The organism is Parasphingorhabdus litoris DSM 22379 (assembly GCF_020906275.1).
Taxonomy (GTDB): domain Bacteria; phylum Pseudomonadota; class Alphaproteobacteria; order Sphingomonadales; family Sphingomonadaceae; genus Parasphingorhabdus; species Parasphingorhabdus litoris.
The window spans coordinates 2,283,771-2,309,080 of sequence record NZ_CP086727.1 but is presented as its reverse complement, the minus strand read 5'-3'; the positions used below and the strand labels follow the sequence as shown (position 1 = coordinate 2,309,080).

Here is a 25,310-nt window from a genome sequence, read left to right as displayed (position 1 = left end):
TGAGGAATTAAGAAATGGCTATTACAGCAGCAGCAGTGAAAGAACTGCGCGAGCGCACAGGCGCTGGCATGATGGATTGCAAAAAAGCATTGAACGAAACCAATGGCGACGTGGAAGCAGCGGTTGATTTGCTGCGCACGAAAGGCTTGGCTGCCGCGCAGAAGAAATCCAGCCGTACCGCGGCTGAAGGACTTGTTGGCGTGACCGTATCCGGCACCAAAGGCGTTGCTGTTGAAGTGAACAGTGAAACCGACTTTGTTGCCAAGAACGAACAATTCCAATCCTTTGTAACCGGCGTAACCGAAGTTGCATTGGGCTTGGGCAGCGATGATGTCGAAGCTCTGGCAGCGGCTGACTATCCTGCTGGCGGTACGGTTCAGGACACGCTGACCAACAACATCGCAACCATCGGCGAAAATCAAACGATCCGCCGAATGAAAACTGTTGCGGTGAGCAGCGGTACCGTTGTGCCTTACGTTCACAATGCCGTGACACCAACAATGGGCAAAATCGGTGTGCTGGTTGCTCTGGAAAGCACCGCGGGCGCAGACGTTTTGGAGCCATTGGGCAAACAGATCGCCATGCATATTGCTGCGGCCTTCCCATTGGCATTGAATGCTGATGGCCTGGACCAGGACATGCTGGAACGTGAGCGCGCTATTGCCGCAGAAAAAGCCGCTGAATCCGGCAAGCCAGCGAACATCGTCGAAAAAATGGTCGACGGCGCGATGGCAAAATTTGCCAAGGAAAACGCGCTGCTCAGCCAGATTTTCGTCATGGATAACAAGACGCCAATCGCTCAGGTTGTCGAGCAAGCAGGCAAGGATGCTGGTGCTGAAATCAAGCTGACCGAATATGTCCGCTTTCAGCTTGGCGAAGGTATCGAGAAGAAAGAGGAAGACTTCGCAGCAGAAGTCGCTGCAACACTCGGCAGCTAAACATACAGATTTGCGACCAAATATCAGTTGGACGCATTAACACTTGGCGCAATGGCGCGGACTATCTATGGTCTGCGCCATTGTCATATTTGGGGCGGATCAGACGCCATGGCGTCACAGTTTGCGGGATGGATTTTGCATGAAAAGACCAGCGTTTAAGCGCATTTTGCTGAAGCTTTCGGGTGAAGCTTTGATGGGTTCGGGGGAGTTCGGAATCGATCCGGAAACCGTGAATCGGATTGCGGCTGAAGTGAAGTCGGCGAAAGAAGCTGGTTATGAACTGTGTCTCGTCGTTGGTGGCGGTAACATATTCCGCGGACTGGCGGCAGCGGCCAAGGGCTTCGACCGGACGAGCGCCGACTATATGGGCATGCTGGCAACCGTGATGAACGCGCTTGCGGTGCAAAATGCGCTGGAACAAATGGGCTGTGACACGCGGGTCTTGTCGGCCATTCCGATGGCCAGTGTTTGTGAGCCCTATATCCGCCGTAAAGCGGTTCGCCATCTTGAAAAGGGCCGCATTGTAATATTTGCAGCCGGCACCGGTAATCCCTATTTTACTACTGATACCGCTGCGGCGCTGCGCGCTGCGGAAATGGGCTGTGAAGCCTTGTTCAAGGGCACCAGCGTGGACGGCGTATATGACGCTGACCCGAAAACCAATCCCGATGCGGTGCGCTACGATGCGCTGAGTTTTGATCAGGTATTAACCGATAATTTGAAAGTTATGGATGCCAGTGCAGTGGCCCTGTGCCGAGAGAATAATATACCGATCGTGGTCTTCACGATCCGCGAGCAAGGCAATCTGGCGACTGTCCTGGGCGGTGGCGGAACCGCGACCATCGTCGGCGCAACAGAATAGATTTTAGGAGAAACTAGCCATGGCAGAATATAACAAAAGCGATCTTGAAAAGCGCATGAAAGCGTCGATCGAAGCGTTGAAGCACGACTTGAGTGGTCTGCGGACAGGCCGTGCTAACACCGCATTGCTGGATAGCATCACGGTCGAAGTCTATGGCGCAAAAATGCCGCTTAACCAGGTGGCGACCGTATCGGTGCCGGAACCTCGCATGCTGTCCATTCAAGTTTGGGACAAGGGGAATATTCAGCCGGTTGAAAAAGCGGTACGGTCTGCTGGTCTGGGGCTGAACCCAATGGTGGACGGTCCTAACATCCGGTTGCCAATTCCGGACCTGACCGAAGAGCGCCGCAAGGAACTTGCCAAGATGACCGGCCAGTTTGCCGAGAAATCCCGTATTGCGATACGAAACGTGCGCCGCGACGGAATGGACGATATCAAGGCGGACGAGAATAAGAAAGAAATTGGCGAGGACGATAAAAAACGCCTGGAAACAGAAGTGCAAAAGCTCACCGATGATATGATTGCGGAAGCCGATAAGTTGGCGTCGGCGAAGGAACAGGAAATTCTGACACAGTGAGGCTGATGCCCACAAAAAAGGGATCGACAGATCCAAAATCAGATGCGGGCCAGATCGCTGATCCGACCCATGGTGCACGCCATATTGCGATCATCATGGATGGCAATGGTCGCTGGGCAAAAAAGAAGCATTTACCGCGCGCCCTTGGTCACAAAAAAGGTGTGGAGGCGGTCCGCGATATAGTGCGCGTTGCCGGTGAAATGGGCATCGAGGCGATGACGCTTTATGCGTTTTCCTCAGAAAACTGGAGCCGGCCAGAGGATGAAATCACTGATTTGATGGGGCTACTCCGTCAATATATTCAATCGGATATTGATGAATTTGACGAGAATGGCATCCGTTTGAAGGTGATCGGTAATTACAAGGCGCTCGATGATGACATTGTTGACCTGATCGACAATGCGCTCGAGCGGACGGCGAATAACGACCGCATGACTTTGGCCATTGCGCTGAACTATGGTGCGCAAGATGAAATGGTGCGGGCGGTAAAGAGCATTGCAGAATCCGTCAATCAGGGCAGCATGGATCCTCAGGAGATTGGAGCGGATCATATCTCTGATGCGCTGGATACGGCGGGGATGCCACCGCTTGATCTGCTCATTCGGACATCGGGAGAGCTTCGTCTGTCCAACTTCCTGCTTTGGCAATCGGCTTATTCCGAGCTTTATTTCACCGATACCTTGTGGCCCGATTTCGACAAGCGGGAATTGCAGCGTGCGTTAAAGTCCTTTGGCGATCGGGATCGCCGTTTCGGTGGCCGCTGAGCTATGAACGACCCAGCAAGTCCAGCCAAAAAACCACCCAATGAACTGGTGACGCGGATCATCGTAGGTGTGGCTTTGGTTGCGACGACTATCGCCACTTTGGTGATGGGCGATCATTATATCGGCCGGCATGCGTTCTGGTTGCTCATTGTTCTCATGGCGCTTGGCATTTTGTCGGAATGGGCTGGTCTTACAGGACGGTTGGAAAATAAGCGGCTGGCCCAATATGCGCTGTCCGTGCCGCTCGCGATCATGTCTTACATGGCGGCGGGCCCCTCGTTTCTGGCGCTTGGATTAATATTTGGCGCGGCGATGTTCATTGCTGTCTTCGATCGTTCTTACAAGCTTGCGCTGGGCATATTATATGCCGGTTTACCGGCGCTATCCATTCTCTACCTGCGCGGGGTGGATAATGGCTTGCTGATTGTATTCTGGACGCTCGCGCTGGTTTGGGCGACAGATATCGGTGCCTATTTCTCTGGACGAGCCATAGGCGGGCCGAAACTGGCACCGACATTCAGTCCCAACAAAACCTGGGCTGGACTTATTGGCGGCGTGATTGTCACCGGCTTGTTCAGCTTTGCATTGCACGTTTATTTTCAGCTACCGTTCCGACTGGTCCTGCTTAGCCTGCCGCTGGCGGTATTAGCGCAGATGGGCGATCTTTTTGAAAGCCAGATGAAGCGCAGCGCAGGGGTCAAGGATAGCGGGACAGTATTCCCGGGGCATGGCGGTGTGATGGATCGGCTCGATGGACTGATTCCGGTAGCACCTGTGGTTGCAATTATCATATTGTTTGACAGCTTATGAGAGACGTAGCGACGAGAACGGTTTCGATATTCGGCGCGACCGGATCGGTTGGGACATCCACGCTCGATCTGATCCGCTTGGACCGCGATAAATATCATGTTGTTGCCTTGACTGCGCATAGCAATGCCGCTGCGTTGGCCGACTTGGCAATGGAATTTGACGCCGATATTGCGGTAATCTCTGATCCAGAGCAATATGATGTACTGAAGGCATTGCTGGCCGGATCGAATATCCAAGCTGCAGCCGGGCCAGACCAGCTGGTTGCAGCCGCTGCATTGGATGTGGACTGGACCATGGCGGCTATCGTTGGTTGTGCGGGCTTGCCCCCGACACTGGCCGCCCTGAAAGGCGGGAAAACGGTTGCGCTTGCGAATAAAGAGGCTTTGGTTTCAGCAGGCGCGTTGATGATGGCACAGGCTAAAGAGGCTGGTGCGACCTTGCTGCCGGTGGATTCGGAGCATAACGCGATCTTCCAATGTCTGCAGGGCGGCAGGATTGATCAGGTACGCAAAATTACCCTGACGGCTAGCGGTGGTCCCTTTCGCTCATGGTCGAAGGAGCAAATGGCTTCCGTCACTCCGGAACAGGCTGTGGCACATCCCAACTGGGATATGGGCGCGAAGATCTCCGTCGATAGTGCCACGATGATGAACAAGGGCCTGGAATTGATCGAGGCGCATCATCTTTTTCCGGTCGGGCTCGATAAGATTGACATATTGGTGCACCCTCAATCGGTGATCCATTCCATGGTCGAATATCATGATTGTTCGACACTGGCGCAATTGGGATCTCCGGATATGCGCATTCCTATTGCCAGCGCCTTGGCCTGGCCCGAGCGCATGGATACCGATTGCACACCGCTCGATTTGGCGAAAATTGGCAGGCTGGATTTTGAAGCGCCTGACGTGGATCGCTTTCCCGCCATCAAACTGGCGCGCGAAGCCATAGAGGCGGGGGGCGCTGTTCCGGCTATATTGAATGCAGCCAATGAGATAGCCGTGGCGGCCTTCCTCAAAGGCAGTGTTCAGTTTCTGGAAATCACTGAGATTGTATCGCGCATAGTTGACAGCTATAGCCCGGGCGAACCGAATGATCTTGCGGATATTTTTGCAATAGACAAAGAAACGCGTGATCGGGCTGTGGCAATGATTGAGGATGTTAAAGTTTGACCGAAAATCCCGGTATATTGATAACCTTATTCGCTTTTCTGATCACTATCGGAGTGCTCGTTTTCATTCATGAAATGGGGCATTATCTGGTTGGCCGTTGGTGCGGCGTCAAAGCGGATGTGTTCTCAATTGGTTTCGGCAAGGAACTTGTCGGCTGGCATGACAAGCGCGGGACACGCTGGAAAATCGGTGCATTGCCATTGGGTGGCTATGTCCAGTTTGCAGGCGATATGGACCCGTCCAGCTCGGCAAGCGATGAATGGCTGAAATTACCGGCAGAGGAGCGCAATCAGACATTTCAGTCCAAATCGCTGCTCAAACGCGCGGCGATTGTTTTTGCCGGACCCGCGATCAATTTCTTGTTCGCGATACTGATACTCGCCGGTTTTGCATTAACCTATGGCGAGAGTGTTACGCCCCCAATTGTCGGAAATGTTGCAGAAAAATCGACTGCCGCGACCATCGGATTGAAAAGTGGCGACCAAATTCTGGAAATTGATGGCGACAGCATCGTCCGTTTTTCTGATCTTTCGCGTGAAATATCGATCATTCCCGATGAGAAAGTTGAGATTAAATTCGAACGCGATGGAGAGGTTATCTCGAAAGAGGCGACGATTGGTGTCCGGATTGAGGAAGATCGGTTCGGCAATCAATATCGGATTGGCCTGTTGGGTATCTCACCGGGCAGTATCGAACGGCGCGACGTGTCGCTTTGGGAAGCACCGGTTGTGGCGACGCGGCAGACAGCCGAGATTGTCGACCTGATCGTCACCACATTGGGACAAGTTATCAGCGGACGGCGATCAGTGACGGAACTGGGTGGACCGCTGAAAATCGCACAGGTTTCCGGCGAGCAATTTGTGGCTGGGTTAAACCAGTTCATATTCTTTGTAGCGTTAATCTCAATTAACTTAGGGTTCATCAACCTCCTGCCAATCCCCATGCTCGATGGGGGACATTTGATGTTCTACGCCATAGAAGCGGTAAGGCGAAAGCCGGCCAGCCCTATGGTGCAACAATGGGCATTTCAATCGGGATTTGCATTGGTGGTGATGTTCATGTTGGTGGTAACATTTAATGATTTAGCCTCTTTCGGACTTTTCAGAGTGTTTTCGGGCTGATTGCCCATTGATTGATAAGTCTGGTTGGGGCAGGGGGTTTCGCAAATGCTGATGCATATTTTGCACTGGTTAGTATTTTTTGAGTTTAAGGCGTGAAAGCGAGTTTGTCTGTGAAGCATAAAAAACGGCTCCTGCCCATATTGATGAGTGGTACAATCCTGGCAGGCACCGCGATGCCAGCGCATGCGCAGGACACGCCAGTGGCTCCGGTCCCTACGACGCTGCCTCCGGCAGCTGAACCTGCCACAGCGGTGGATAATACGATCAGATCGATCGTGGTGAACGGCTCGCAGCGTCTGGAGTCGGACACGGTCCTGTCTTACATGCAGCTGCGCGTTGGGCAGACTTATACGCAGGAAGCGGCTGACCAGGCCCTGAAAGACCTTTTTGAAACGGAATTGTTCAAGGACGTCAGTATCCGCAACAATGGCGGTGCGGTCGTTATTGATGTTGTTGAAAACCCCGTCATCAACCGGATATTGCTGGAAGGCAACAAGCGGATCAAGGAAGATGCCATCCGACCAGAAATCCGGTTGGCTCCGCGTCAGATTTTCACGCGATCCAAAGTACGTGCTGACGTCGCGCGTATCATTGAGCTGTACAAGCGCAAAGGTCGTTTCGCTGCCAGCGTGGAACCCAAAATGGTTCAGCTTGATCAGAATCGCGTGGATATTGTTTTTGAGGTCAATGAAGGACCGAAATCAAAGGTTCAGCAAATCAACATAATCGGCAACGAAGTGTTTTCCGATGGTAAGCTGCGCGGTGAAATGGCGACGAAGCAATCTCGTTTTTATCGCTTCTTCAGTTCAAGCGACACTTATGATCCGGATCGTCTGGCTTTTGACCAACAGAAACTGCGCCAATTCTATCTGACCGAAGGCTATGCCGACTTCCGGGTTATCTCGGCTGTTGCAGAGCTGACGCCGGACAAAAAAGACTTCATCATCACCTATGTTGTTGAAGAGGGCGAGCGTTACAAATTTGGTGAAGTGACCGTTGAAAGTGAGATTCGTGACTTCACGGCTGAAACCCTGACGCCGCTGTTACCGATGAAAGAAGGCGACTTTTACGACGCGAAACAGGTTGAGGATACGGTGGAAAGCCTGTCTGAAACCGCTGGTCTGTTCGGCTATGCTTTTGCAGATGTGCGGCCGCAATTTACCCGTGACAAAGAAACACTGACCATGGGGATTAATTTCCAGGTGGCGGAAAGTGACCGTGTCTATGTTGAACGGATTGACATTAACGGCAATACGCTGACAGTCGACAAAGTTGTTCGCCGTGAATTTCGTTTGAACGAAGGTGATGCGTTCAACAGTTTCCAGGTCAAGCGCTCTGCCAACCGGATTAAATCGCTGGGCTTTTTCCAGGATGAGCTGGAAATCGAACAGAAACAAGGCAGCGCACCGGACCGGATCATTCTTGAAGCCAATGTCGAAGAGCGCGCAACGGGTGAGTTACAGCTATCTGCCGGCTTCTCCAGTGTTGAGAATTTCATTCTGCAGGCCTCTGTCCGGCAACGCAACTTCCGCGGTAAGGGTCAGGAACTACGTGCCAGCGTAAGCTATTCGAGTTTCTCGCAATCTATAGAATTTGGTTTTACTGAGCCGTACCTTTTTGACCGAAACATTGCGGTCGGTGTCGACGTGTTCCGCCGTGATTTGAACAGTTTTAACTTTGTGGGCGGTGACCGCGAAACGACCTTTGAACAGCTCACCACTGGTTTTCAGATCCGCGCTGGCGTGCCGATTACAGAATATTTGTCGGCCTCCCTGCGCTATGGGTTGAGTTACGACGATGTGACGCTTGACGAAGATTTGTTTTTTTCTCCCGACGCCAACGGCGTTCTCTCTTGCGATCCTTTGAGAGCAGGGCGTTTTCTGTGTGACGCGATCGGCAAGCGAACGACTTCTTCTATCGGTGCGTCACTTATTTATGATGACCGTGATAATCGAGTGCGCCCAACCAGGGGGCAGACCATTGTTGGTAGTCTGGACTTTGCGGGTCTCGGTGGTAGTGTAAAATATCTCCGAGGTCGTCTGAATGCCGCTAAATATTGGAGGGTATTGGGCAATTTTATTTTCTCGGTTAGTGCCGAGGGTGGATATATTCATCCTCTCGAAAATCGCGGAAGCGCGGCAGACGGGATCGATGATGTACGGTTGACGGATCGCTTTTTCCTTGGTGAACCACAAATTCGTGGTTTCGACATTCGCGGTGTTGGTCCACGGATAATAAGATCTCGCTTCAGGGAAGAGATTGTTGATGGTCGTGCAGTCAATTCCATTATTGATTTCCGGGAAGATCGCAGCAGTGTTACCGATGATGCTATCGGTGGTAGAGCTTATTATTTGGGGCGGGCCGAATTGGAGATACCGCTAGGCAGTGGCGCGCGTGAACTGGGGTTGCGACCATCTATTTTTGTTGATGCTGGCGCTGTGTTTAACGTCACCCAGCCACTATTGGTTGACAACCGGGTTCAGGCTGTTGTCGAGGGCGTTCCGCAGTTTTTGACGGTTGGAGCCGATGGCAACATAACAACAACGGCTGATGCCGTAGATGCTAATGGCGTTCCCAATGAACCCGATCTGGTTCTTGGCAACAGCTTCACCGAACAATTTTTCGGCGATAGCGCCAAGCCCCGTGTTTCCGTTGGCATCGGCGTCAACTGGAACTCTCCATTTGGTCCGTTCAGGATCGATGTCGCTCGCGCTTTGTTAAAAGAGCCCGGAGATGATACTAAACTCTTCACTTTCAATGTAGGAACACAATTCTAATGACTTTTTCAACCAAGACACTTTTGAAATCGGCCGCTTTGGGCCTTGCGACCTTGTCGGTGCCGGCAATGATGGCAACACCGGCTGCGGCGCAATCCAGAACCAGCATCGCGGTTGCCAATTATGAAGCAGCGGTTGTGCGCTCTCAGGCCTATCGCACTGCTGTGGAACAGATGAAAACAACCTATAAGGCGGATATCGATGCGACCAATGCGCGTGCAACGGCTCTGCAGGCCGAGCTAAAGCCTCTCGTCGACGCTTATAATGCCGCTGTTCAACAGCCTAATGCGAACGCGCAAACGGTGCAGCCACAGGCACAGGCCTTGCAGCAGAAGCGTCAGTCTGGCCAACAGGAACTGGCCCGTCTGCAACAGCGTGTTACAATGGCGACCGCTTATGTTGAAGAGCAAGTTGGTTTGAAACTGAACGACGCGATCAAAGCGGCGATGAAAGCCAAAAATGTTGATCTCGTTCTGCAGCCTCAGGCTGTGGTTGCGCGTGAACCTTATGTCGATATGACCGATTCTATCGTGGCCGAGCTTAACAAGCTGGTTCCATCGGCTTCGATTACGCCGCCAGCCGGCTGGAAACCCGGACAGGCACAGCAAAACGCTCAGCAACCAGCGGCTACGCAGCAACAGCCTTCCGGTCGGTAATAGAACGGCATGTCTGAACCTTTGGACTATGACGTCACCAAAGTGATGGCGGTGTTGCCGCATCGCTATCCAATGCTGCTGGTCGACCGAGTGGAAGAGCTGGTCAAGGATGAATCCATTCGCGCGGTGAAAGCCGTGTCGATGAACGAAGGGTTTTTCCAAGGGCATTTTCCGGGTCGTCCGATCATGCCAGGCGTGATGATCGTCGAGGCGTTGGCCCAAGCAGCCGGTGTTTTGGCGATGGAAAGTTTCGGTCTGGTTGGTTCAGGCAAGCTGGTTTATTTCATGGCCATTGATGGCGCCAAGTTCCGCAATCCGGTTGAGCCGGGCTGCCTGCTTTCGCTGAATGTCGAATTTGTTCAAAAACGCCCAAGGGTCTGCAAATTTGCCGGCAAAGCCATGATTGGTGACAAACTGGCTGCCGAGGCCAGTTTTACAGCGATGATTGCCGATCCACCCAGTGCATAATTGGCTGGTTAGAGGATAAAAGAATCTTGCACTTTGATGCGGTGGCGGCTAATGCGCCGCTTCGCAGACTATTATACGCTTAGGGAACTGGTCGGAAACCAGCCCGTTTTGGAGCAAAAAATGAAAAAAGATACGCATCCCGATTATCACATGATCAAGGTCCAGATGACCGATGGCACTGTGTTCGAAACCCGGTCCACATGGGGCAAAGAGGGCGAAACACTGCAACTCGATATTGACCCGACATCGCACCCAGCATGGACGGGCGGCAATCAGCGTCTTATGGATGCTGGCGGTCAGGTTGCTCGCTTCAACAAGCGTTTTGGCGGTCTTTCACTGAAGAAAAACTAAGCTTTTTGGGGCAGGGGGCTTATCCCCCCTGTTTACCACAGGCTTACGGCTCCGAGCCATGGCGTGAGAAGGGCAAGCTTCTGGCGATAAATCTCGGTTGCCTGGACTGGTGAAATTCTAACAAACTGAACATCCGAGCCCGGTCTCAATTGTCCGATCAAGTGACGATCGGCGCGGATCACCTGAGCAATTCTGGGATAGCCACCGGTTGTTTGTGCATCTGGTCCAAGCAGAAAGGGTTCGCCATCTGGCGGGCATTGAATTGTACCTGGGAAAACCGGAGCGCTTTTCATTTGCGGGCCATCATGCTGTTCCAAAGGCGTGGATTGCAGGGCAAGGCCCATACGATTGGCGCGCGCACCAATTGTGAACTTCTTATCGAATAATTTCTTTTGAGCGTTGTGGCTTAGGGCAGAATATTCAGGACCAATTGTAATTCTGATTATGTGCCCTTTTGACATTATGGGGCGCAGGCCAGAAGGAGTTTCCGCTCCGCTGGTTTTCACATCGCTCCCTTCATTTATCTTAATTTTGTCACCGGTTTTCAGGGTACGTCCTTCATATCCGCCCAGTTTTGCACCAAGATAGGTGGACTGGTTTCCTAACACAGACTGTGCCGCTATCTGTCCGGCGACCGCCAGATAAGACCGGCAGCCTTTATCTGATGGACCGATATGGATTTCATCACCTGGTGTGACGGGGATCGGGCTATGTACTGGCCGATCTTTTCCATTGATTCGAAGAAAACAAGCGGCACCGGTAAGTGCCACCAAATTGGCTTGCCCGACGGTGAACTTGGCATCATCCAGAGTGATTTCAATCGCTGTCGCATCAAGAGGATTACCGACCAGCCGGTTTGCCAAGGCAACGGAAAGGCAGTCCGCTGCCCCGGCGGCGGGCATGCCCAAATGACGATGGCCAGAAAATGGTGCGCCTTGTAACGTGGTTTGCAAACCGGGCTTGACGACGGTGAGCGTCATCACGCCGAATCTTCGCTATCTTGCTTTGCCTTGATGGTTTCATACTCTGCGCGGTCTATTGGTTCGAAGCAAACAGATTGATTCGCCGATAACAAAGCCGGGTCGTCCCGATTGGGATCGAATAACTTCAATGGCGTACGCCCCACAATCGGCCAGCCACCGGGACTGTCGAAGGAATAGACGCAGCTCTGGTCGCCAATAATGCCGACGGAGCCGGCTGGAACCTTCTGTCGGGGTTTTGGCAGCCTGCCGATATCCGCAATCGCCTCTTGGCATTGCAGATAGGCAAAACCCGGCATGAAACCCAGCATCGTGACCTTGAATGAAAGGCCGCTATGCCAGGCTATCAAAGCATCGGCGGACAGGCCCATTTTCTCGGCTAGCCACTCGCGGTCGGGGGCAAATTCGGGATCATAGCAAATGGGGATAGTGATCGGAGTTGAGGAACCTATCGATGCAATCGACGGATGGAGCAGCTGTTCTGTAAACAAATCTATCGCTTCATCTGGCGACATGACAGCAGGATCAAACTGAACGGCGATGCTGTCCAGTCCGGTTACGACCTCCTGCCATTTCTCCTCTTCCCGGCAAGCGGCTATGGCAGCCTGTGCCTCCTCAAGATTCTTTAACGGGCAGCAGAGCCAGTCATCACAGGCATGAATATCGCCGGCGCTCATTCGTTTATTGATCCCGGGGCGCTGCGACGGATATGCCCTCAAGCTCCAATGCACGCCGCATCGCCGTTGCAGTGGCCAGCGCGCCGTCGCTGTCGGAATGAAGGCAGAGTGTATCGGCCGGAATGATTTTCGTCTGGTTTCCTGCCGTCTTGATCGGTTGTCCAAGCGCCAATGCCAACCCTTGCTGCAAGCGCTCAGAATCATCCTGAATGACAGCGCCTTTTTCCGTTCGAGGCACTAAGCGGGAATGCTCGGTATATTGCCGGTCAATAAAGGCTTCGGAGACGAAGCGGACGCCACTTTCTGCAGCTTTCTGCTGCACGAGCGAGTCTGCCATGCCGACGAGCGTCAGGTCTTCCCTCCGGGCAAGATGCACCAGAATTTCGGCCAGAACATCGTTATCCTGTGCGTCGTTGTAAAGTGCGCCATGGGGCTTCAGGTGGGTGATGCGGCTTTTGACATCCGTCGCTACCGATTTGATCGCCGCCACTTGTTCCAGCAAGCTGGTTTCTAAATGAACGGGATCAATTTCCATACTTACCCGTCCAAAATTTTCGCGATCGGGATAAGACGGGTGCGCGCCGGCTGAAACGTCTTTTGCTTTTGCTGCGACCAACATTGCGTGCATGGTTTTGGATGAGCCAGCATGGCCACCGCAGGCGATATTGCAACTCGAGACAATATCCATGATCGCGATATCGCGTGCCATGCCTTCCGAGCTATCGTCCTCACCCAGATCCGCATTCAGGTCAATTGTGAGAGTCATGGCCACCATCCCAGTGCACGTGCGATGAGCCTGAAGCCGAGCATGGTCGTGATGGCCAATATAATCGCACCGGCGAGATTAGCTTTCCAACCATTGACATGTTTGCCCAAAAGCGCGCTGTCATTGGCCAGTTTGATCAGGAAAAAGGCAATTACGGGTAGCAGCAATCCATTGGCGATCTGGGCAACGAAGATAATCTCAACCGGTTTGTAATTGAGTAGCGCGCCAAAAGTGCCGGACAAAATGACAAGTAAGGCACCAACTCTAAAAGGTGTTCGTGATACCCCTCCGGTCGTTTTTCCAAAAATTTCCTGTACGATATAGCCGGTTGCAAGCGGTGCGGTTATGGCGGAGGTCAGCCCAGCGGCAAACAGACCAGCCCCAAGCGTCGCAGTTGCAAAGCTGCCAAATAGCGGATTGAGCTGCTCAGCCATGTCGGCGGCATTGGCAATCTCTTTACCACTGCCAAACAGGCTTGCTGCTGCAGTCGCTAATATGGTGATCGAAACCAGCCCGCCAAGCCCGATGGACAGGCTGCTATCTGTTTGCGCAACTGCCAGATCGCTCTCCTCCTTCCAACGCTCTCTGACACTCGCAGCATGGAGGAACAGGTTGTATGGGACGATAGTTGTACCAATCAGCGCGATCGCCGTGAATAATCCGCCTTCGGGAATGGAGGGAATGAAACCACCGAAAATCGCGCCTATGTCGGGCCGGGTTATCAGGAAGGTTAGCAAGAACGCAGTGCACATGAACAGCACCATGGCAATCAATATACGTTCGACCCAACGGGGTTTGGAAAACAGGATCAGCAATCCCGCGATTATGGCAATGGCGGTAATGGCAAGGCCGCGATTCTCGGATAGGCCGCTGTTGAGCGCCTCCAGTCCCAATAGCGCGCCGGAAATATTTCCTGCCTCATAAGCTGCGTTGCCCAGCGCCAAGGCCGCAATGAGCAAGGCTGCGGCAAGCCAACGGACGATCGGAGAGGCAACGCTTTGCATCATGGCCTCGGCGAGGCCTAGGCGGGAAACCAGAGCAACGCGGACGGCGATAGACTGCAATATGATCGTCGTGATCGTGGCGAAAACAAGGGCCCATATCAGCGCAAAACCAAAATTGGCGCCGGCGAGCGTGCAAGCGGTGACGGTTCCAGGACCAATGAAGGCCGCCGAAACCATCATTCCCGGGCCAGGGCGGTAGCCGGTTATTTTCATTGAAGCTGCTGCAATATGATCATCCCTATTCACTGTCCCGCTTGCTTCAAGCCGTTCCATTAGTCAGGCCAAGGCCAGGCACGTTCCCGGAACCATTTTGTGATTACATATTTGGTGCCACGGCGCACCTTCATACCGTGATGGAGCGTCAAACTGTTAATGTCGCCGTCCGGCTTCATGTTGTTCCAGCATATGATGCTGCCTGTCTTGGGGACGAATTTCTTGTTTAGTTTCACGAAACGTGTGGCACCGCCCGCTCCAGGTTCGTTGAGATAAATCATGAATGTCCAGGTACGTTGGCCGGATACGGAACAGAATTTTCGGAAATCTTCGCCATTGGGATCAAAAAAATCTGTGTGCGCCTTGAATTCCTGACCTTCGGCATAGCGTTGGCCCTGTAAGGGTTCACCAAATTGCCGATCAATATTTGCAAAGCTACAGATTCTATCGTCTATCCCAGCAACAAACGCGTCATCATGATCGAGATCGCATGTCTCACTGGTACGAAAATAGTCATCGCCATTGGCATCGGCGATTGTTGATGGTCGGCGCTTTTCATCGATTAGCTGGATGAGCCTATCGCATTCATCGGCTTTCAGAAAATTCTTCAACATACAAAGCTCGACGCCTTTGTTCGGAAAGCGTTGCACCTGACCGAGCGCGACCAGATAATCTGCGGTCGTGTTGTTATTGTCTGCCATCAAATTTTCCGCGATCACTCCAAATATCGGGTCATCAGATTAGATGAAAAATTGATTGCCGCAACCGCTCTTTGCTGTCCGGCATAATGTGGATATAGATAAGCCGGTCATGGCCGGTGAAAAAGACAATCGCTGCGATAGCACCACAACGCAGGGCGGCTTTACGCTGGTCGAGATGATGGTCGCGCTGTTTATTTTTTCGTTGCTGTCGGTTGCAGGTGTCATATTGCTGCGCGGCGCGGTGGACAGCAATGCCGTCACGGATGCGAAGCTTGGTGATATGGCGGAGATGCAGCGCCTGGTGTCACTGATGGAAGCAGATCTAAGCCAGGCTCTGCCGCGGCCGCATCGTGATGAAGACGGAGACCGGGTAGCTGCTTTCATTAGCGAAACAGGCACTGGCGGGCGGGGCTTTTTATCGTTCAGCCGCGGTGGGCAAAGCAATCTGAACAATAAACCGCGATCCAATATACAGCGTGTCTCCTATCAATTGAATGATGGCCGACTCGAACGTTTGCAATATGAGACGACAGATGGCGGTTCGATCAGCGAGCCAGCCGGACTGTTGAACGGCATTAGCGAGCTGGAGCTGCGCTTTCGCGACAAAAGAGGGCGGTGGCTTAATCAATGGCAGACCGAACGGCTCAATGATTTACCCCGCGCGGTGGAATTACAGTTTGAACAAAATGGCAGAAGCTATCGTCACGTCTTTCTAGTTGGGACGGGTTATCTATGATGGGTTTTGGCCCGGCAAAGAAAAGCGAACGTGGTGCGGCCCTGCTGACCGTATTGTTGCTCGTTGCCGTGATAGCGGTGCTCGCTGCGCATGGGATAGACCGACTGGCTGGCGCCACCAAATTGGCGTCCAACGCCCGTGAACTCAGTCAGGCCAAGGCTTATTTGATCGCAGCGGAATCAATTGGCATGCAATCGGCGGAACAGATTGTCAGCCTTTCGCCGGGGCGCACAACCAACTTGGGCGGTTGGAATGGTCAGGAAAGGCGGTTCCCGGTTCCCGGCGGTGTAATCACTGCAGCGCTGACCGACGGTGGTAATTGCTTTAATATCAACAGTCTAGTGAGCCAGAATGATGCGCTCTTATCAGCGCGTCCGGATGGCCAGACACAATTTGTCCGGCTGATGACTTTGCTGGAAATACCGGAAGGCGAGGCCGCCGAGATTGCGGAATCAGTCACCGACTGGATTGATAGCGACACCGCGCCATCTCCGCGTGGCGCGGAAGATGAATATTATGCGCAGCTGGAGGATCCTTATCGTACCGCCAATGCCATCATGGTGGATATTAGCGAGCTGCGCACCATAAAAGGGGTGACCCATGCGGTCTATGCACGGATCGCGCCTTGGCTTTGTGCCTTGCCGACCACGGATTTGTCACCGATCAATATCAATACCTTGCGTCCCGAACAGGCAGTTTTACTGGCTATGCTCTCCAATGATCCGGATATTGTGCGTTCCCGTCAATTTCTCGGGCGCCGCGCCGAAACGGGATATGGCAGCCTTAATGATTTTTGGGCCGAACCATTTCCTGCCAGCTTTCTTGCGCCGTCGCAGGTGCAAAGCCAGGTAAAGCTGAAAACACGCTGGTTTCGGCTGGACATGGCAGTGGAAATGCAAAGTGCCTTGGTGGAAGAGCGCGCATTGGTTGATGCCGGGCGTCAACCGGCGCGATTGGTTCACCGTCAGCGTGGGAATGCCCTGTAGTAATTTGCCCACCAATATTGTTTCACGCGATTTTGCTATGCTAAATACTTGACGGCTGCCCCCATGCATCCCTATGCAGCGCGGCGCAGCGGATATGTTTATATATCCTGTGATTATGGCGATCGTAGCTCAGTTGGTTAGAGCGCCGGTTTGTGGTACCGGAGGTCGCGGGTTCGAAGCCCGTCGATCGCCCCATTTTCAACATCATCTCGACAGCATAATTAAATGGTTAGCGGTTCTCCAGACGTCATGGGGTGACAAAAGTGTTTTGTAATATTATTACGTTCAAACCAAATTATGTTACTTTTCCAGCGAGGGGATTTTCCAAATGTCGGTAATGTGGGATCTGCCAGATTTTGATGGCCATGAAGCCGTCCATTTTTTCCATGATCGCGAAACCGACTTGAGCGCGATTATTGCGCTGCATTCAACCCATTTGGGCCCTGGTGCAGGCGGTACGCGGTTTTGGCATTATGAGAATCGTGAGACTGCTGTAACCGATGCGCTGCGCCTCTCGCGCGGAATGAGCTTCAAAAATGCAATGGCCGGATTGCCATTAGGTGGCGGGAAGGCGGTTATCCTTGCCGATGGCAATCGGCGGAAATCTCGGGAAATGCTTGCGGCCTTTGGACGGATGATTGATTCGCTGGGTGGCCGTTATGTCACCGCAGAAGATGTCGGGATCAGCACCGCTGACATGGTCGCTGTATCGAAAGAGACAAAATATGTCTCGGGCTTGCCGGTCAGTGATCATGGCGACGCGGGCGGTGATCCCGGTCCGTTTACGGCCATGGGTGTCTATCTCGGCGTCAAAGCAGCTGTGAAACATAAATTGGGTCGCGACAGCATGGAGGACGTCCATGTGGCGATCCAGGGTGTTGGCAGTGTCGGCGGCGGATTGGCGCGTTTGCTGGCAAAAGATGGTGCACGGCTCAGCATCGCAGATATTGATAAGGATCATGCAGCCCGTTTGGCGGAGGAACTGGGTGCGGCCGTGGTTGGCCTTGATGATGTCATGCGTTTGGAAGCCGATGTGTTCAGCCCCAATGCTTTAGGTGCGATTCTGGATAAGGTTTCTATTGCTCATCTTAACGTTCCGATCGTTGCCGGCGGTGCTAATAATCAGTTGGCAACCCCGGAAGATGGTCAGCGGATTTTTGATCGCAACATTCTCTTTGCGCCTGACTATGTGATCAACTCCGGCGGCATCATTAGCGTCGGGTTGGAATATCTTGGTGATAGTGATGTTGAGGAAGTGAATCGGCGGGTTGCAAATATACCAGGCCGATTAACCGAGATCTGGGAAGAAAGCGCATCGAGCCAATTGCCGTCTGCCGTAGTGGCCGACAATATGGCGCAGGCATTAATTGGCCGGTGAGCCTGGTTTCGCAATGCCGGTTTATGCGGGCTAGAACCTGATCCCGACCTAAGTTTCTAGATCGCAACCTGCATGAACTTTGGTTTGCTTTTCTGATCCGTGGCGCTTTGCGTCAGCGGGTAATTGCCTGGAGGCAAGGCGGCCAAGGGCATCCCGGCAGCAGCAAGATCATAAGGTGATACACGGTGACGTGTACATAGACCACCGGCGCCATCGCTAACCAACGGCGTCTCGAATTCTGTCGCCACCATTGCTTCCTTAGCTCTCAGAACCGTGCAGATGACTAGCTGTCCTCCGCCAAGATCGAGGACCAGTTGAGTCCCAACAGGAACGCCGAGCATCCCTTCGAAGCGAGCACCGGTTTTGGAAAGATCGCGCATGACTACTTCATAACGATGATCTTCATGGATTGCACCAATGCGTCTGAAAACCGTACGCCGATCGGGCCGATAAAGATCTGGCCCATCGGGCTCTATACGGAATTCACCGCTACCCAGTTTTTCTTCGATTTCCTCAATTCTCAAGGCCTTGGAATATATCCAGCCTTGAATATAGCGCGCGCCCTTGGAGCAAACGAGGGTAAATTGATCGAACGCCTCAACGCCCTCAACCGTTGTTTCCATGCCCAAAGCTTCCGACAGGCTGACGATGGCCGCGATGATTTTGGCGCTGTTCTTGTCTTTCTGTGTGCAAGAATCGACGAAGCTCTTGTCGACTTTGATCTTGTCAAATGGAGCAGAGCGCAAATAGCTAAGCGATGAATAGCCCGTCCCAAAATCGTCCAGAGCCAGGCGGACGCCGAGTTCTTTCAATATTTTGAACGTGTTATCGATGGATTCGCTGTCGCCCATGAATACGCTCTCGGTCAGTTCGAGTTCCAGCCGCTCAGGGGCCAGGCCGCTTGTGGCCAGCGCGTTCATGACGATTTCGGGAAATCCGCTATTCGCAAATTGTACGGCCGATACATTGACCGCAATACGCACGGAGTGCGGCCATTGCAGAGCATCGGTACAAGCCTTGCGCAGTGCCCATTCACCGAGCTGGTTGATAAGATTGAGTTCTTCGGCGATCGGAATGAACACGCCCGGGCTAACTGCACCCCGTTCAGGATGTACCCAACGCATCAGTCCTTCAAAACCTACGACCATATGGTCATCGGTGCGGACCACGGGCTGATAATGCAGCTCCAGCTGATCATTGTCCAGCGCATGGCGCAAGTCTTCAACCAGCAGGCGGCGTTCCTCTTCTTCATCCTTCAGATCGGCCGAATAGAAGCGAAATTGGCCTCGTCCCGAATTTTTGGCGGAATAGAGTGCAAGATCGGAACTGCGAACCAGTTCGTCTTTTTCAACGCCATCATAGGGGGCGACTGCGATGCCGACTGATGTTCCAATGACGGCACTTTTATCGTCAATGGGATAGGGCTGAGATATAATTTTGACGATCTTTTCCGCTATTTCGCCCAATTTCCCCCGGTCATCAATATCGGGCAGGATGATCTGGAATTCATCGCCACCAAGCCGGCCAATTTCGCCGCGATCGCCGACAATTTTGCGAAGCCGTGTCGCCACTTGCTGAAGCAGCTCGTCACCGGCGGGATGTCCCATTGTGTCGTTCACCTGCTTGAACCGGTCGAGGTCGAGCATCATGATGGCGCAGCTGCGGCCCGCGGCCTTGAAAGCGCCCAAAATACCGTTCAATTGGTTGTCCATGCGGTGGCGATTGGCGAGACCGGTCAGCGAATCAAATTCGGCAAGACGAGAATCCTCAAGTTTGCGCTGATATTCGATCGTGACATCTTTCGCATTACCGCGATAGCCTTGGAAATTGCCGGCATCATCAAATTTCGGATGGGCAGAAATCATCCACCAGGTGGGGCGATCTTCTTTGCCCAGAGTCAGCGGTACGCGGCGGACGACCAGATCGTGTAATTTACTGCGGCGGCTGAGTTGATAGTGCAGCGGGCGATCCGATTTTTCATCCGGATTGTCGGGGTCATTTTCAAACAATGACGTAAATGGCTGATTCAATATCTCACTGATCGGCATGTTCAGGTTTTCTGCTGCCTTTTCAGATAGATATGCAAAGCGACCTTCGGCATCGGTGGCCCAAAGCCAATTAATGCCCGCCTGCTCAAAGTCATCAAGGACTTCGAGGCGTTTCGCCTGAATTTCGGACGATGCAACGGATGCAGGTCCGCCGGCTGAATCATTGGAAAACGCTTTAAGTAAGCCTTTTACTGCCATAAATACTCTTAAACCTCAGCCGTACCGAAGATTGAACTTTGAACTCTTATAGTGGGGTGTAGCACCACATGGTTTACAGAGCGCTAACGGCAGTTGCTAACTATTGATTTTGCCACAAGAACAACTGGCGATGCGGTATAAAGGGAAGCCGTTCAGAAAAACACTTGTCGCTTCGCAACAGTTCTGCCATCAAAAATCGAGATTTTACTGGTCGCACAGTAGCCAGAGGCAATGACCGTTTTTTAATGCACGCTTACGCAAATCCTACTCGCTTTCTGTCCTTGGCAAAGCCGCTGACGCTTTGGTTCTTGCTGTTGGGGCTTGTACTTGTCGGTTTTGGCTCTGGTTACGGCCTGTTTTATGCGCCGGCGGACCGGTTGATGGGCGATAGCGTCAGGATTCTGTACATTCATGTGCCGACAGTTTGGCTTGCCATGGGCGGATGGACGGCCATTGCGATTGCCAGCGTTGTGCAAATTGCCTGGCGGCATCCATTGGCGGCAGTCGCTGCACGCGCCGTGGCAGTTCCCGGGGCCTTGTTTACGGCTCTAGGCTTGATCACCGGTTCGATTTGGGCCCGCCCAACCTGGGGCACATGGTGGGTTTGGGACGGCAGGGTTACGTCGGTTCTGGTACTGTTCTTTCTGTATCTTGCCTATATTGCGCTTGCCAGCGCCAGTAGCGAGAAAGGCGGAGTATCCAGGGTAACTGCGATTTTTGGGATTGTCGGAGCGGTCAATATTCCGATTATCAATCGCTCCGTTATATGGTGGAATAGCCTGCATCAAAAAGCGAGTATTACTGTGAGTGGTTCTTCAATTGATGCCGCATTTCTATGGCCGCTCGCTATAAATGTAATTGGCTTTAGCTTGGTATTTGGCGCAATCGTCCTCATGAGAATGCGGGGTATTTTGGCTGAAACCAAGGTTGAAGCGAGATTGAAACGGATGGCGGCAGAATGAATCACTGGCCTTTTGTCATTGCTTCTTATGCGATTGTGCTGCTGGGCACAGCGGCAGTTATTGCTGGAAGCTATGTGGCGATGCGCAAATCTGAAGCGAAAGCGGACCAGCTGAAAAAGGCCCGCAAATGAACGGGAAAATAAGAGAGATTATCGCGTGAAGGCGAAACATCAAAGATTGACATTGGCGGTGCTGGCTCTGATTGCCCTGGTAGGGGCAGGCCTGTTGGCGGCGTTTGCGTTGCAGGATCAGGCCAATTATTTCTACACGCCTTCGGATATCGTCGAAAAACGTCCAGCAGTTGGACAGGCGATCCGTCTTGGTGGCATGGTTCAGGAAGGTTCCATTCAGCGCGCCGAGGACGGTGTCACCGTGAAATTTACCGTTCATGACGGTGCGACTTACCAGCCTGCAACCTATACCGGCATTACACCAGATCTGTTCGTCGAAGGATCAGGAGTGGTTGCTGACGGCAAATTAAATGCCGACGGCCTGTTTGTTGCCGATACATTGCTTGCCAAACATGATGAGAATTATGTTCCGCGTGAACTGGAAGGCATTGATATGACTGGCAATATGACCAAAACGGATACGCTGATCGAATGATTGCAGAAGCAGGTCTTATTGCGCTCTGGCTCGCCGCCAGCATGGCGTTTTTGCAATTTGCACTGTGCGCCATTGGCCTGGTGAAAGGTCAGGACGAGTTTTTTGCGGCAATCCGGCCCGTGGCGATTGCCCAGGGCCTGCTAGTCAGCCTTTCCTTCATGCTGCTTGTTTGGCTGTTCGTACGATCGGATATGTCGGTGAAGCTGGTTGTCGCGAACAGCGTCGCAATCAAGCCATTGCTTTACAAGATCACCGGCACATGGGGCAATCATGAAGGGTCGATGCTTCTTTGGGTTGCGATCATGGGACTTGCCGGAGCCTGTATCGGCATTTTTGAGCGCAATCTGAAAACCAAGACGCTGGTCACAACTTTGGGCGCCCAGGCATTTATCAGCATCGGCTTTTATGCTTATCTGTTGATTGCGTCCAACCCGTTCGAGCGCATTTTCCCGGTTCCAGCGGATGGGCAGGGGCTTAACCCATTGCTTCAGGACATCGGTCTCGCGCTGCATCCGCCGACGCTTTATATTGGCTATGTCGGTCTATCGATCGCCTTTTCCTTTGCGGTTGGCGCGATGATCACCCGGGATGTCGGGCCCGAATTTGCAAAGGCGATGCGGCCTTGGGTACTGGGTGCCTGGGTGTTCCTGACCTTGGGCATTACGGCTGGCAGTTACTGGGCCTATTACGAGCTGGGCTGGGGTGGCTGGTGGTTCTGGGATCCGGTGGAAAATGCGTCGCTGATGCCATGGCTCGCCGCGACCGCCTTGCTTCATTCGGTCACGGTATTGGCTACCCGCGATGGCCTGCGCGCATGGACCTTAATGCTCGCGGTTGTTGCGTTCTCGATGTCGATGATCGGCACATTTCTGGTCCGCTCCGGTGTCCTGACCAGCGTTCATGCCTTCGCGGTTGATCCGGAACGCGGCAGTTTCATTCTGGCTCTTCTCGCAATCTATATCGGCGGAGCGATGGCCTTGTTCGCGCTGCGCGTGGGGACAGTCAAAGAAGGGTCTCAGTTTGAACCGGTCAGTCGGGAAGGGGCTTTGGTGGCCAATAATCTCTTGCTGTCGGCCATATTGGGCATTGTTTTTATCGGAACGCTCTATCCTTTGGTTGTTGAGGGTTTTACCGATGAGATGATCTCGGTTGGAGCGCCTTATTTTAATCTGGCGACGGGACCACTGGCTTTGATCCTCGTGGCGATTATGGCGGCGGGGCCGTTATTACGGTGGCGCCGCGATCAAGTGAACGCTTTGCTCAACCGAATTTCGATTCCGGTCTTTTTAACGGCGGCGGCGCTGTTTGGGCTAGTGATATTCACGACTTCTATGTCCATTCTATCGTTGCTCGGTCTAGCCCTTGCGGCTGGTATCGCTGTCGCAAGTTTTGCGCCTCTGTGGAAACGCAATTTACGTCGCACCCCGATGCATGTTTATGGTATGGTCCTCGCGCATTTTGGCGTTGCCGTGGCGCTCGTCGGAATGGCATCTGAAACCAGCTTTACCGAGGAAAAACTTGTGGCCGCGGCACCGGGCGACGAAATCATGGTCAATAACTGGAAGGTCACATTCCAGGCAATTGAACCCGTTGCCGGGCCCAATTGGACGGCGCTCGAAGCGCGGGTCACGGCCCAGTATGAAGATCAGGCGATTCACGAGGCTGCTCCGCAAAACCGTATGTTCGCCTCTGCACAGATGCAGACCAGTGAGGCGGCCCTGCTAACCCGTTGGAACGGACAGCTTTACGTTGTCCTCGGTGACAGTGATGAGCAGGGACGGTGGCAGCTGCGTATCTGGTGGAAGCCTTTTGTAACGCTGATCTGGTATGGCGGCGTGCTTATTGCCCTTGGCGGGTTACTGGCCATGGTCGGTCGCTTGCGCCGCGCAGTTCGGCAGAAGCAACAAAGGGCCTATGCGGAAGCGGTGCTATGAACCGTTGGCTGCTCTGGATTCCGCTGGTGTTGTTCAGCCTGTTTTTCGCGATTGTCGCAGCTGGATTGATGCGGCCCAAGGATAACATCATTGAATCGAAAATGATCGGCAAACCGATCCCGGAATTTGCGCTACCAGCGGCCATAGAACAACGCCCGGCATTGACCACGGCCGACCTCGCCACCGGCAAGCCGCAACTGCTCAATGTTTTTGCCAGCTGGTGCGTTCCTTGTATCGCAGAAGCTCCGCAATTGCTGGCGCTGGAGCAGGCAGGCGTATCGATCAACGGTATCGCCAGCCGCGATACACCCGAAGATATTGCCAATTTCCTGAACCGCTGGGGCAATCCCTATGTCCGGATCGGAACAGACGTGCGTAGTTCTGTTCAATTGGAGCTGGGTTCATCCGGTGTTCCCGAGACATTTGTGATCGACGGCAATGGTGTCATCGTCCACCAGCATATTGGTGATATTCGCAAGGAAGATGTTCCAGAACTGCTTGAAATATTGGAGAATGCCGGATGACCAGATATCTCGTTCTGCTGGCATTACTCTTTTCGACGCCGTTGGTGGCCCAAAATGCGCTTCCGGCTTCGCCTTATGCCTATAAGCAGCTCGACGATCCTGTAAAAGAAGAGAAAGCGCGATCCTTGATGGAAGAATTGCGCTGCCTGAAATGTCAGAGCCAGTCGATTGCGGATAGCGATGCCCCGATGGCAGGCGACATGCGTAGCCAGGTGCGTGAACGCATTGCTGCTGGCGCGACACCTGAGGAAGTTCGCGGCTGGTTGATTGAGCGCTATGGCGACTGGGTGACCTACAACCCGCCAGTTAATGCGGTGACTGGGCCGCTCTGGCTCGCGCCGATAGTGCTGTTAATCCTAGCTGTCTGGCTCGCGCGCGGACTATTTCGCCGACGTAAAAACGACAAGAAGGATGCAAGCTGATGGGCTGGATCATTCTCCTTGTGATGATAATAGCGCTTTTTGGAACGTTGGTGTTTTTGGGCAAGCTGCCAAGAACGGCTTTTGAATTGACTGGTGCTGCGCTTCTACTGGGCGTTGCGGGCTATGCCTGGCAAGCCAATCCAGGCATGGCGGGTGTATCGGTTGAACCCGCTGAAAAACCCAATAGTTTTGATGAAGACAGCATAACGTCGCGAGAGGAAATGGGCGAACGCTTTGGCACGGCACGTCAATGGTTGGTATTTTCAGATGCCCTGAATCGCCAGGGGAAACATGGTTCGGCGGCCAATTATCTGCGCAATGGCGTTAAAGAGCATCCCAATGATCCGGATTTGTGGGTTGGTCTTGGCAACGCGCTGGTTGTTCATGCCGATGGTGTCATTACACCAGCAGCCCAATTTGCCTTTCAAAAAGCGGCAGATATCTCGCCTGAGCATCCCGGCCCACCATTCTTCCTCGGCATGGCTTATGCTCAGTCCGGCAAAGTTGATCAGGCGCGCGCTATCTGGAGCGAGCTTTTGGAACGTAGCCCCGAAGATGCGCCGTGGCGTCAGGATCTCGAGTCGCGTTTAGCGGCTATGGAAAAAATGCAACCGGCAATGCCAATGCCTCAAAACGCTCCTGCTGGTAACTAAAATACCGCTATATCAGGAGGTTGGCGGGC

At 53.1% G+C, this 25,310-nt stretch carries 27 protein-coding genes and 1 tRNA gene; 22 read left to right on the top strand and 6 right to left on the bottom strand.

Features of this window, described 5'->3' with window-relative positions; genetic code table 11:
- The first annotated feature begins 14 nt into the window (after nucleotides 1–14).
- The 11 genes from tsf (at nucleotide 15) to rpmE (ending at nucleotide 10,493) form a co-directional block, all read left to right on the top strand.
- Nucleotides 15–938 carry a translation elongation factor Ts gene (gene tsf, locus BS29_RS11110; RefSeq protein WP_229953721.1) on the top strand — a complete coding sequence of 308 codons (924 nt, stop codon included), beginning with the start codon at nucleotides 15–17 and terminating at the stop codon, nucleotides 936–938.
- A 139-nt stretch (nucleotides 939–1,077) separates the two neighbouring features.
- A complete protein-coding gene (gene pyrH, locus BS29_RS11105; RefSeq protein WP_229953720.1) occupies nucleotides 1,078–1,800 on the top strand; it encodes a UMP kinase in 723 nt (240 codons plus the stop codon).
- A 19-nt stretch (nucleotides 1,801–1,819) separates the two neighbouring features.
- A complete protein-coding gene (frr, locus tag BS29_RS11100; RefSeq protein ID WP_229953719.1) occupies nucleotides 1,820–2,377 on the top strand; it encodes a ribosome recycling factor in 558 nt (185 codons plus the stop codon).
- A 5-nt stretch (nucleotides 2,378–2,382) separates the two neighbouring features.
- Nucleotides 2,383–3,141 carry an isoprenyl transferase gene (locus BS29_RS11095; protein WP_229953718.1) on the top strand — a complete coding sequence of 253 codons (759 nt, stop codon included), beginning with the start codon at nucleotides 2,383–2,385 and terminating at the stop codon, nucleotides 3,139–3,141.
- Nucleotides 3,142–3,144: 3 nt separating this feature from the next.
- A complete protein-coding gene (locus BS29_RS11090) occupies nucleotides 3,145–3,951 on the top strand; it encodes a phosphatidate cytidylyltransferase (RefSeq protein ID WP_229953717.1) in 807 nt (268 codons plus the stop codon).
- Nucleotides 3,948–5,120, top strand: a complete 1,173-nt coding sequence (locus tag BS29_RS11085; RefSeq protein WP_229953716.1) for a 1-deoxy-D-xylulose-5-phosphate reductoisomerase — start codon at nucleotides 3,948–3,950, stop codon at nucleotides 5,118–5,120. The genes BS29_RS11090 and BS29_RS11085 overlap by 4 nt, the downstream gene beginning before the upstream one ends.
- Nucleotides 5,117–6,241 (top strand): RIP metalloprotease RseP, encoded by a 1,125-nt coding sequence (gene rseP / locus BS29_RS11080; protein WP_229953715.1) that lies wholly within the window; start codon nucleotides 5,117–5,119, stop codon nucleotides 6,239–6,241. The genes BS29_RS11085 and rseP overlap by 4 nt, the downstream gene beginning before the upstream one ends.
- A 143-nt stretch (nucleotides 6,242–6,384) precedes the next feature.
- Nucleotides 6,385–9,018, top strand: coding sequence for an outer membrane protein assembly factor BamA (bamA, locus tag BS29_RS11075; protein ID WP_229953714.1), 2,634 nt, complete (start codon nucleotides 6,385–6,387; stop codon nucleotides 9,016–9,018).
- Nucleotides 9,018–9,674, top strand: coding sequence for an OmpH family outer membrane protein (locus BS29_RS11070; protein ID WP_229953713.1), 657 nt, complete (start codon nucleotides 9,018–9,020; stop codon nucleotides 9,672–9,674). The genes bamA and BS29_RS11070 overlap by 1 nt, the downstream gene beginning before the upstream one ends.
- A gap of 9 nt (nucleotides 9,675–9,683) precedes the next feature.
- Complete coding sequence (gene fabZ / locus BS29_RS11065) at nucleotides 9,684–10,142, top strand: 3-hydroxyacyl-ACP dehydratase FabZ (RefSeq protein WP_229953712.1); 459 nt, start codon at nucleotides 9,684–9,686, stop codon at nucleotides 10,140–10,142.
- A gap of 120 nt (nucleotides 10,143–10,262) precedes the next feature.
- A complete protein-coding gene (gene rpmE / locus BS29_RS11060) occupies nucleotides 10,263–10,493 on the top strand; it encodes a 50S ribosomal protein L31 (protein ID WP_108812696.1) in 231 nt (76 codons plus the stop codon).
- A 32-nt stretch (nucleotides 10,494–10,525) separates the two neighbouring features.
- On the opposite strand, the gene BS29_RS11055 is transcribed toward rpmE, so the two are convergent.
- The 5 genes from BS29_RS11055 to BS29_RS11035 are packed head-to-tail and all read right to left on the bottom strand — an operon-like array spanning nucleotide 10,526 to nucleotide 14,834.
- Nucleotides 10,526–11,473, bottom strand: a complete 948-nt coding sequence (locus BS29_RS11055; RefSeq protein WP_229956858.1) for a 5-oxoprolinase subunit C family protein — start codon at nucleotides 11,471–11,473, stop codon at nucleotides 10,526–10,528.
- Nucleotides 11,473–12,150, bottom strand: coding sequence for a 5-oxoprolinase subunit B family protein (locus BS29_RS11050; RefSeq protein ID WP_229953711.1), 678 nt, complete (start codon nucleotides 12,148–12,150; stop codon nucleotides 11,473–11,475). Before BS29_RS11050 ends, BS29_RS11055 begins: the two co-directional genes overlap by 1 nt.
- Before the next feature lie 4 nt (nucleotides 12,151–12,154).
- Nucleotides 12,155–12,916: a 5-oxoprolinase subunit PxpA gene (pxpA, locus tag BS29_RS11045; RefSeq protein ID WP_229953710.1), complete on the bottom strand. Its 762-nt coding sequence runs from the start codon at nucleotides 12,914–12,916 to the stop codon at nucleotides 12,155–12,157.
- Nucleotides 12,913–14,133 carry an Nramp family divalent metal transporter gene (locus BS29_RS11040; protein ID WP_229953709.1) on the bottom strand — a complete coding sequence of 407 codons (1,221 nt, stop codon included), beginning with the start codon at nucleotides 14,131–14,133 and terminating at the stop codon, nucleotides 12,913–12,915. Before BS29_RS11040 ends, pxpA begins: the two co-directional genes overlap by 4 nt.
- Before the next feature lie 59 nt (nucleotides 14,134–14,192).
- The gene (locus BS29_RS11035) at nucleotides 14,193–14,834 is read right to left on the bottom strand and encodes a prolyl hydroxylase family protein (protein WP_229953708.1); all 642 of its coding nucleotides are present in this window, start codon (nucleotides 14,832–14,834) and stop codon (nucleotides 14,193–14,195) included.
- Between the two features lie 88 nt (nucleotides 14,835–14,922).
- Here BS29_RS11035 and gspJ point away from each other — a divergent pair, with 88 nt between their 5' ends.
- The 4 genes from gspJ (at nucleotide 14,923) to BS29_RS11015 (ending at nucleotide 17,934) form a co-directional block, all read left to right on the top strand.
- Nucleotides 14,923–15,570, top strand: a complete 648-nt coding sequence (gene gspJ, locus BS29_RS11030) for a type II secretion system minor pseudopilin GspJ (protein WP_229953707.1) — start codon at nucleotides 14,923–14,925, stop codon at nucleotides 15,568–15,570.
- The gene (gene gspK, locus BS29_RS11025) at nucleotides 15,567–16,556 is read left to right on the top strand and encodes a type II secretion system minor pseudopilin GspK (RefSeq protein ID WP_229953706.1); all 990 of its coding nucleotides are present in this window, start codon (nucleotides 15,567–15,569) and stop codon (nucleotides 16,554–16,556) included. Before gspJ ends, gspK begins: the two co-directional genes overlap by 4 nt.
- A gap of 118 nt (nucleotides 16,557–16,674) precedes the next feature.
- A tRNA-His gene (locus tag BS29_RS11020) sits at nucleotides 16,675–16,751 on the top strand.
- 133 nt (nucleotides 16,752–16,884) lie between these two features.
- Nucleotides 16,885–17,934 carry a Glu/Leu/Phe/Val family dehydrogenase gene (locus tag BS29_RS11015; RefSeq protein ID WP_229953705.1) on the top strand — a complete coding sequence of 350 codons (1,050 nt, stop codon included), beginning with the start codon at nucleotides 16,885–16,887 and terminating at the stop codon, nucleotides 17,932–17,934.
- Between the two features lie 56 nt (nucleotides 17,935–17,990).
- Here the strand turns inward: BS29_RS11015 and BS29_RS11010 are convergent, their stop codons facing one another.
- Nucleotides 17,991–20,180 (bottom strand): putative bifunctional diguanylate cyclase/phosphodiesterase, encoded by a 2,190-nt coding sequence (locus BS29_RS11010; RefSeq protein ID WP_229953704.1) that lies wholly within the window; start codon nucleotides 20,178–20,180, stop codon nucleotides 17,991–17,993.
- 245 nt (nucleotides 20,181–20,425) lie between these two features.
- Between BS29_RS11010 and ccmC the strand changes: the two genes are divergently transcribed.
- The 7 genes from ccmC to BS29_RS10980 are packed head-to-tail and all read left to right on the top strand — an operon-like array spanning nucleotide 20,426 to nucleotide 25,281.
- Entirely contained in the window at nucleotides 20,426–21,142 is a 717-nt protein-coding gene (ccmC, locus tag BS29_RS11005) for a heme ABC transporter permease CcmC (protein ID WP_229953703.1), read from the top strand.
- Entirely contained in the window at nucleotides 21,139–21,273 is a 135-nt protein-coding gene (locus BS29_RS17475; protein WP_268255390.1) for a hypothetical protein, read from the top strand. The genes ccmC and BS29_RS17475 overlap by 4 nt, the downstream gene beginning before the upstream one ends.
- Before the next feature lie 25 nt (nucleotides 21,274–21,298).
- Nucleotides 21,299–21,748, top strand: coding sequence for a cytochrome c maturation protein CcmE (gene ccmE / locus BS29_RS11000; RefSeq protein ID WP_229953702.1), 450 nt, complete (start codon nucleotides 21,299–21,301; stop codon nucleotides 21,746–21,748).
- A complete protein-coding gene (locus tag BS29_RS10995) occupies nucleotides 21,745–23,682 on the top strand; it encodes a heme lyase CcmF/NrfE family subunit (RefSeq protein WP_229953701.1) in 1,938 nt (645 codons plus the stop codon). The genes ccmE and BS29_RS10995 overlap by 4 nt, the downstream gene beginning before the upstream one ends.
- Complete coding sequence (locus BS29_RS10990) at nucleotides 23,679–24,206, top strand: DsbE family thiol:disulfide interchange protein (protein ID WP_229953700.1); 528 nt, start codon at nucleotides 23,679–23,681, stop codon at nucleotides 24,204–24,206. The genes BS29_RS10995 and BS29_RS10990 overlap by 4 nt, the downstream gene beginning before the upstream one ends.
- Complete coding sequence (locus tag BS29_RS10985; RefSeq protein WP_229953699.1) at nucleotides 24,203–24,628, top strand: cytochrome c-type biogenesis protein; 426 nt, start codon at nucleotides 24,203–24,205, stop codon at nucleotides 24,626–24,628. Before BS29_RS10990 ends, BS29_RS10985 begins: the two co-directional genes overlap by 4 nt.
- Nucleotides 24,628–25,281, top strand: coding sequence for a tetratricopeptide repeat protein (locus tag BS29_RS10980; RefSeq protein WP_229953698.1), 654 nt, complete (start codon nucleotides 24,628–24,630; stop codon nucleotides 25,279–25,281). The genes BS29_RS10985 and BS29_RS10980 overlap by 1 nt, the downstream gene beginning before the upstream one ends.
- The last annotated feature ends 29 nt before the right edge of the window (nucleotides 25,282–25,310 follow it).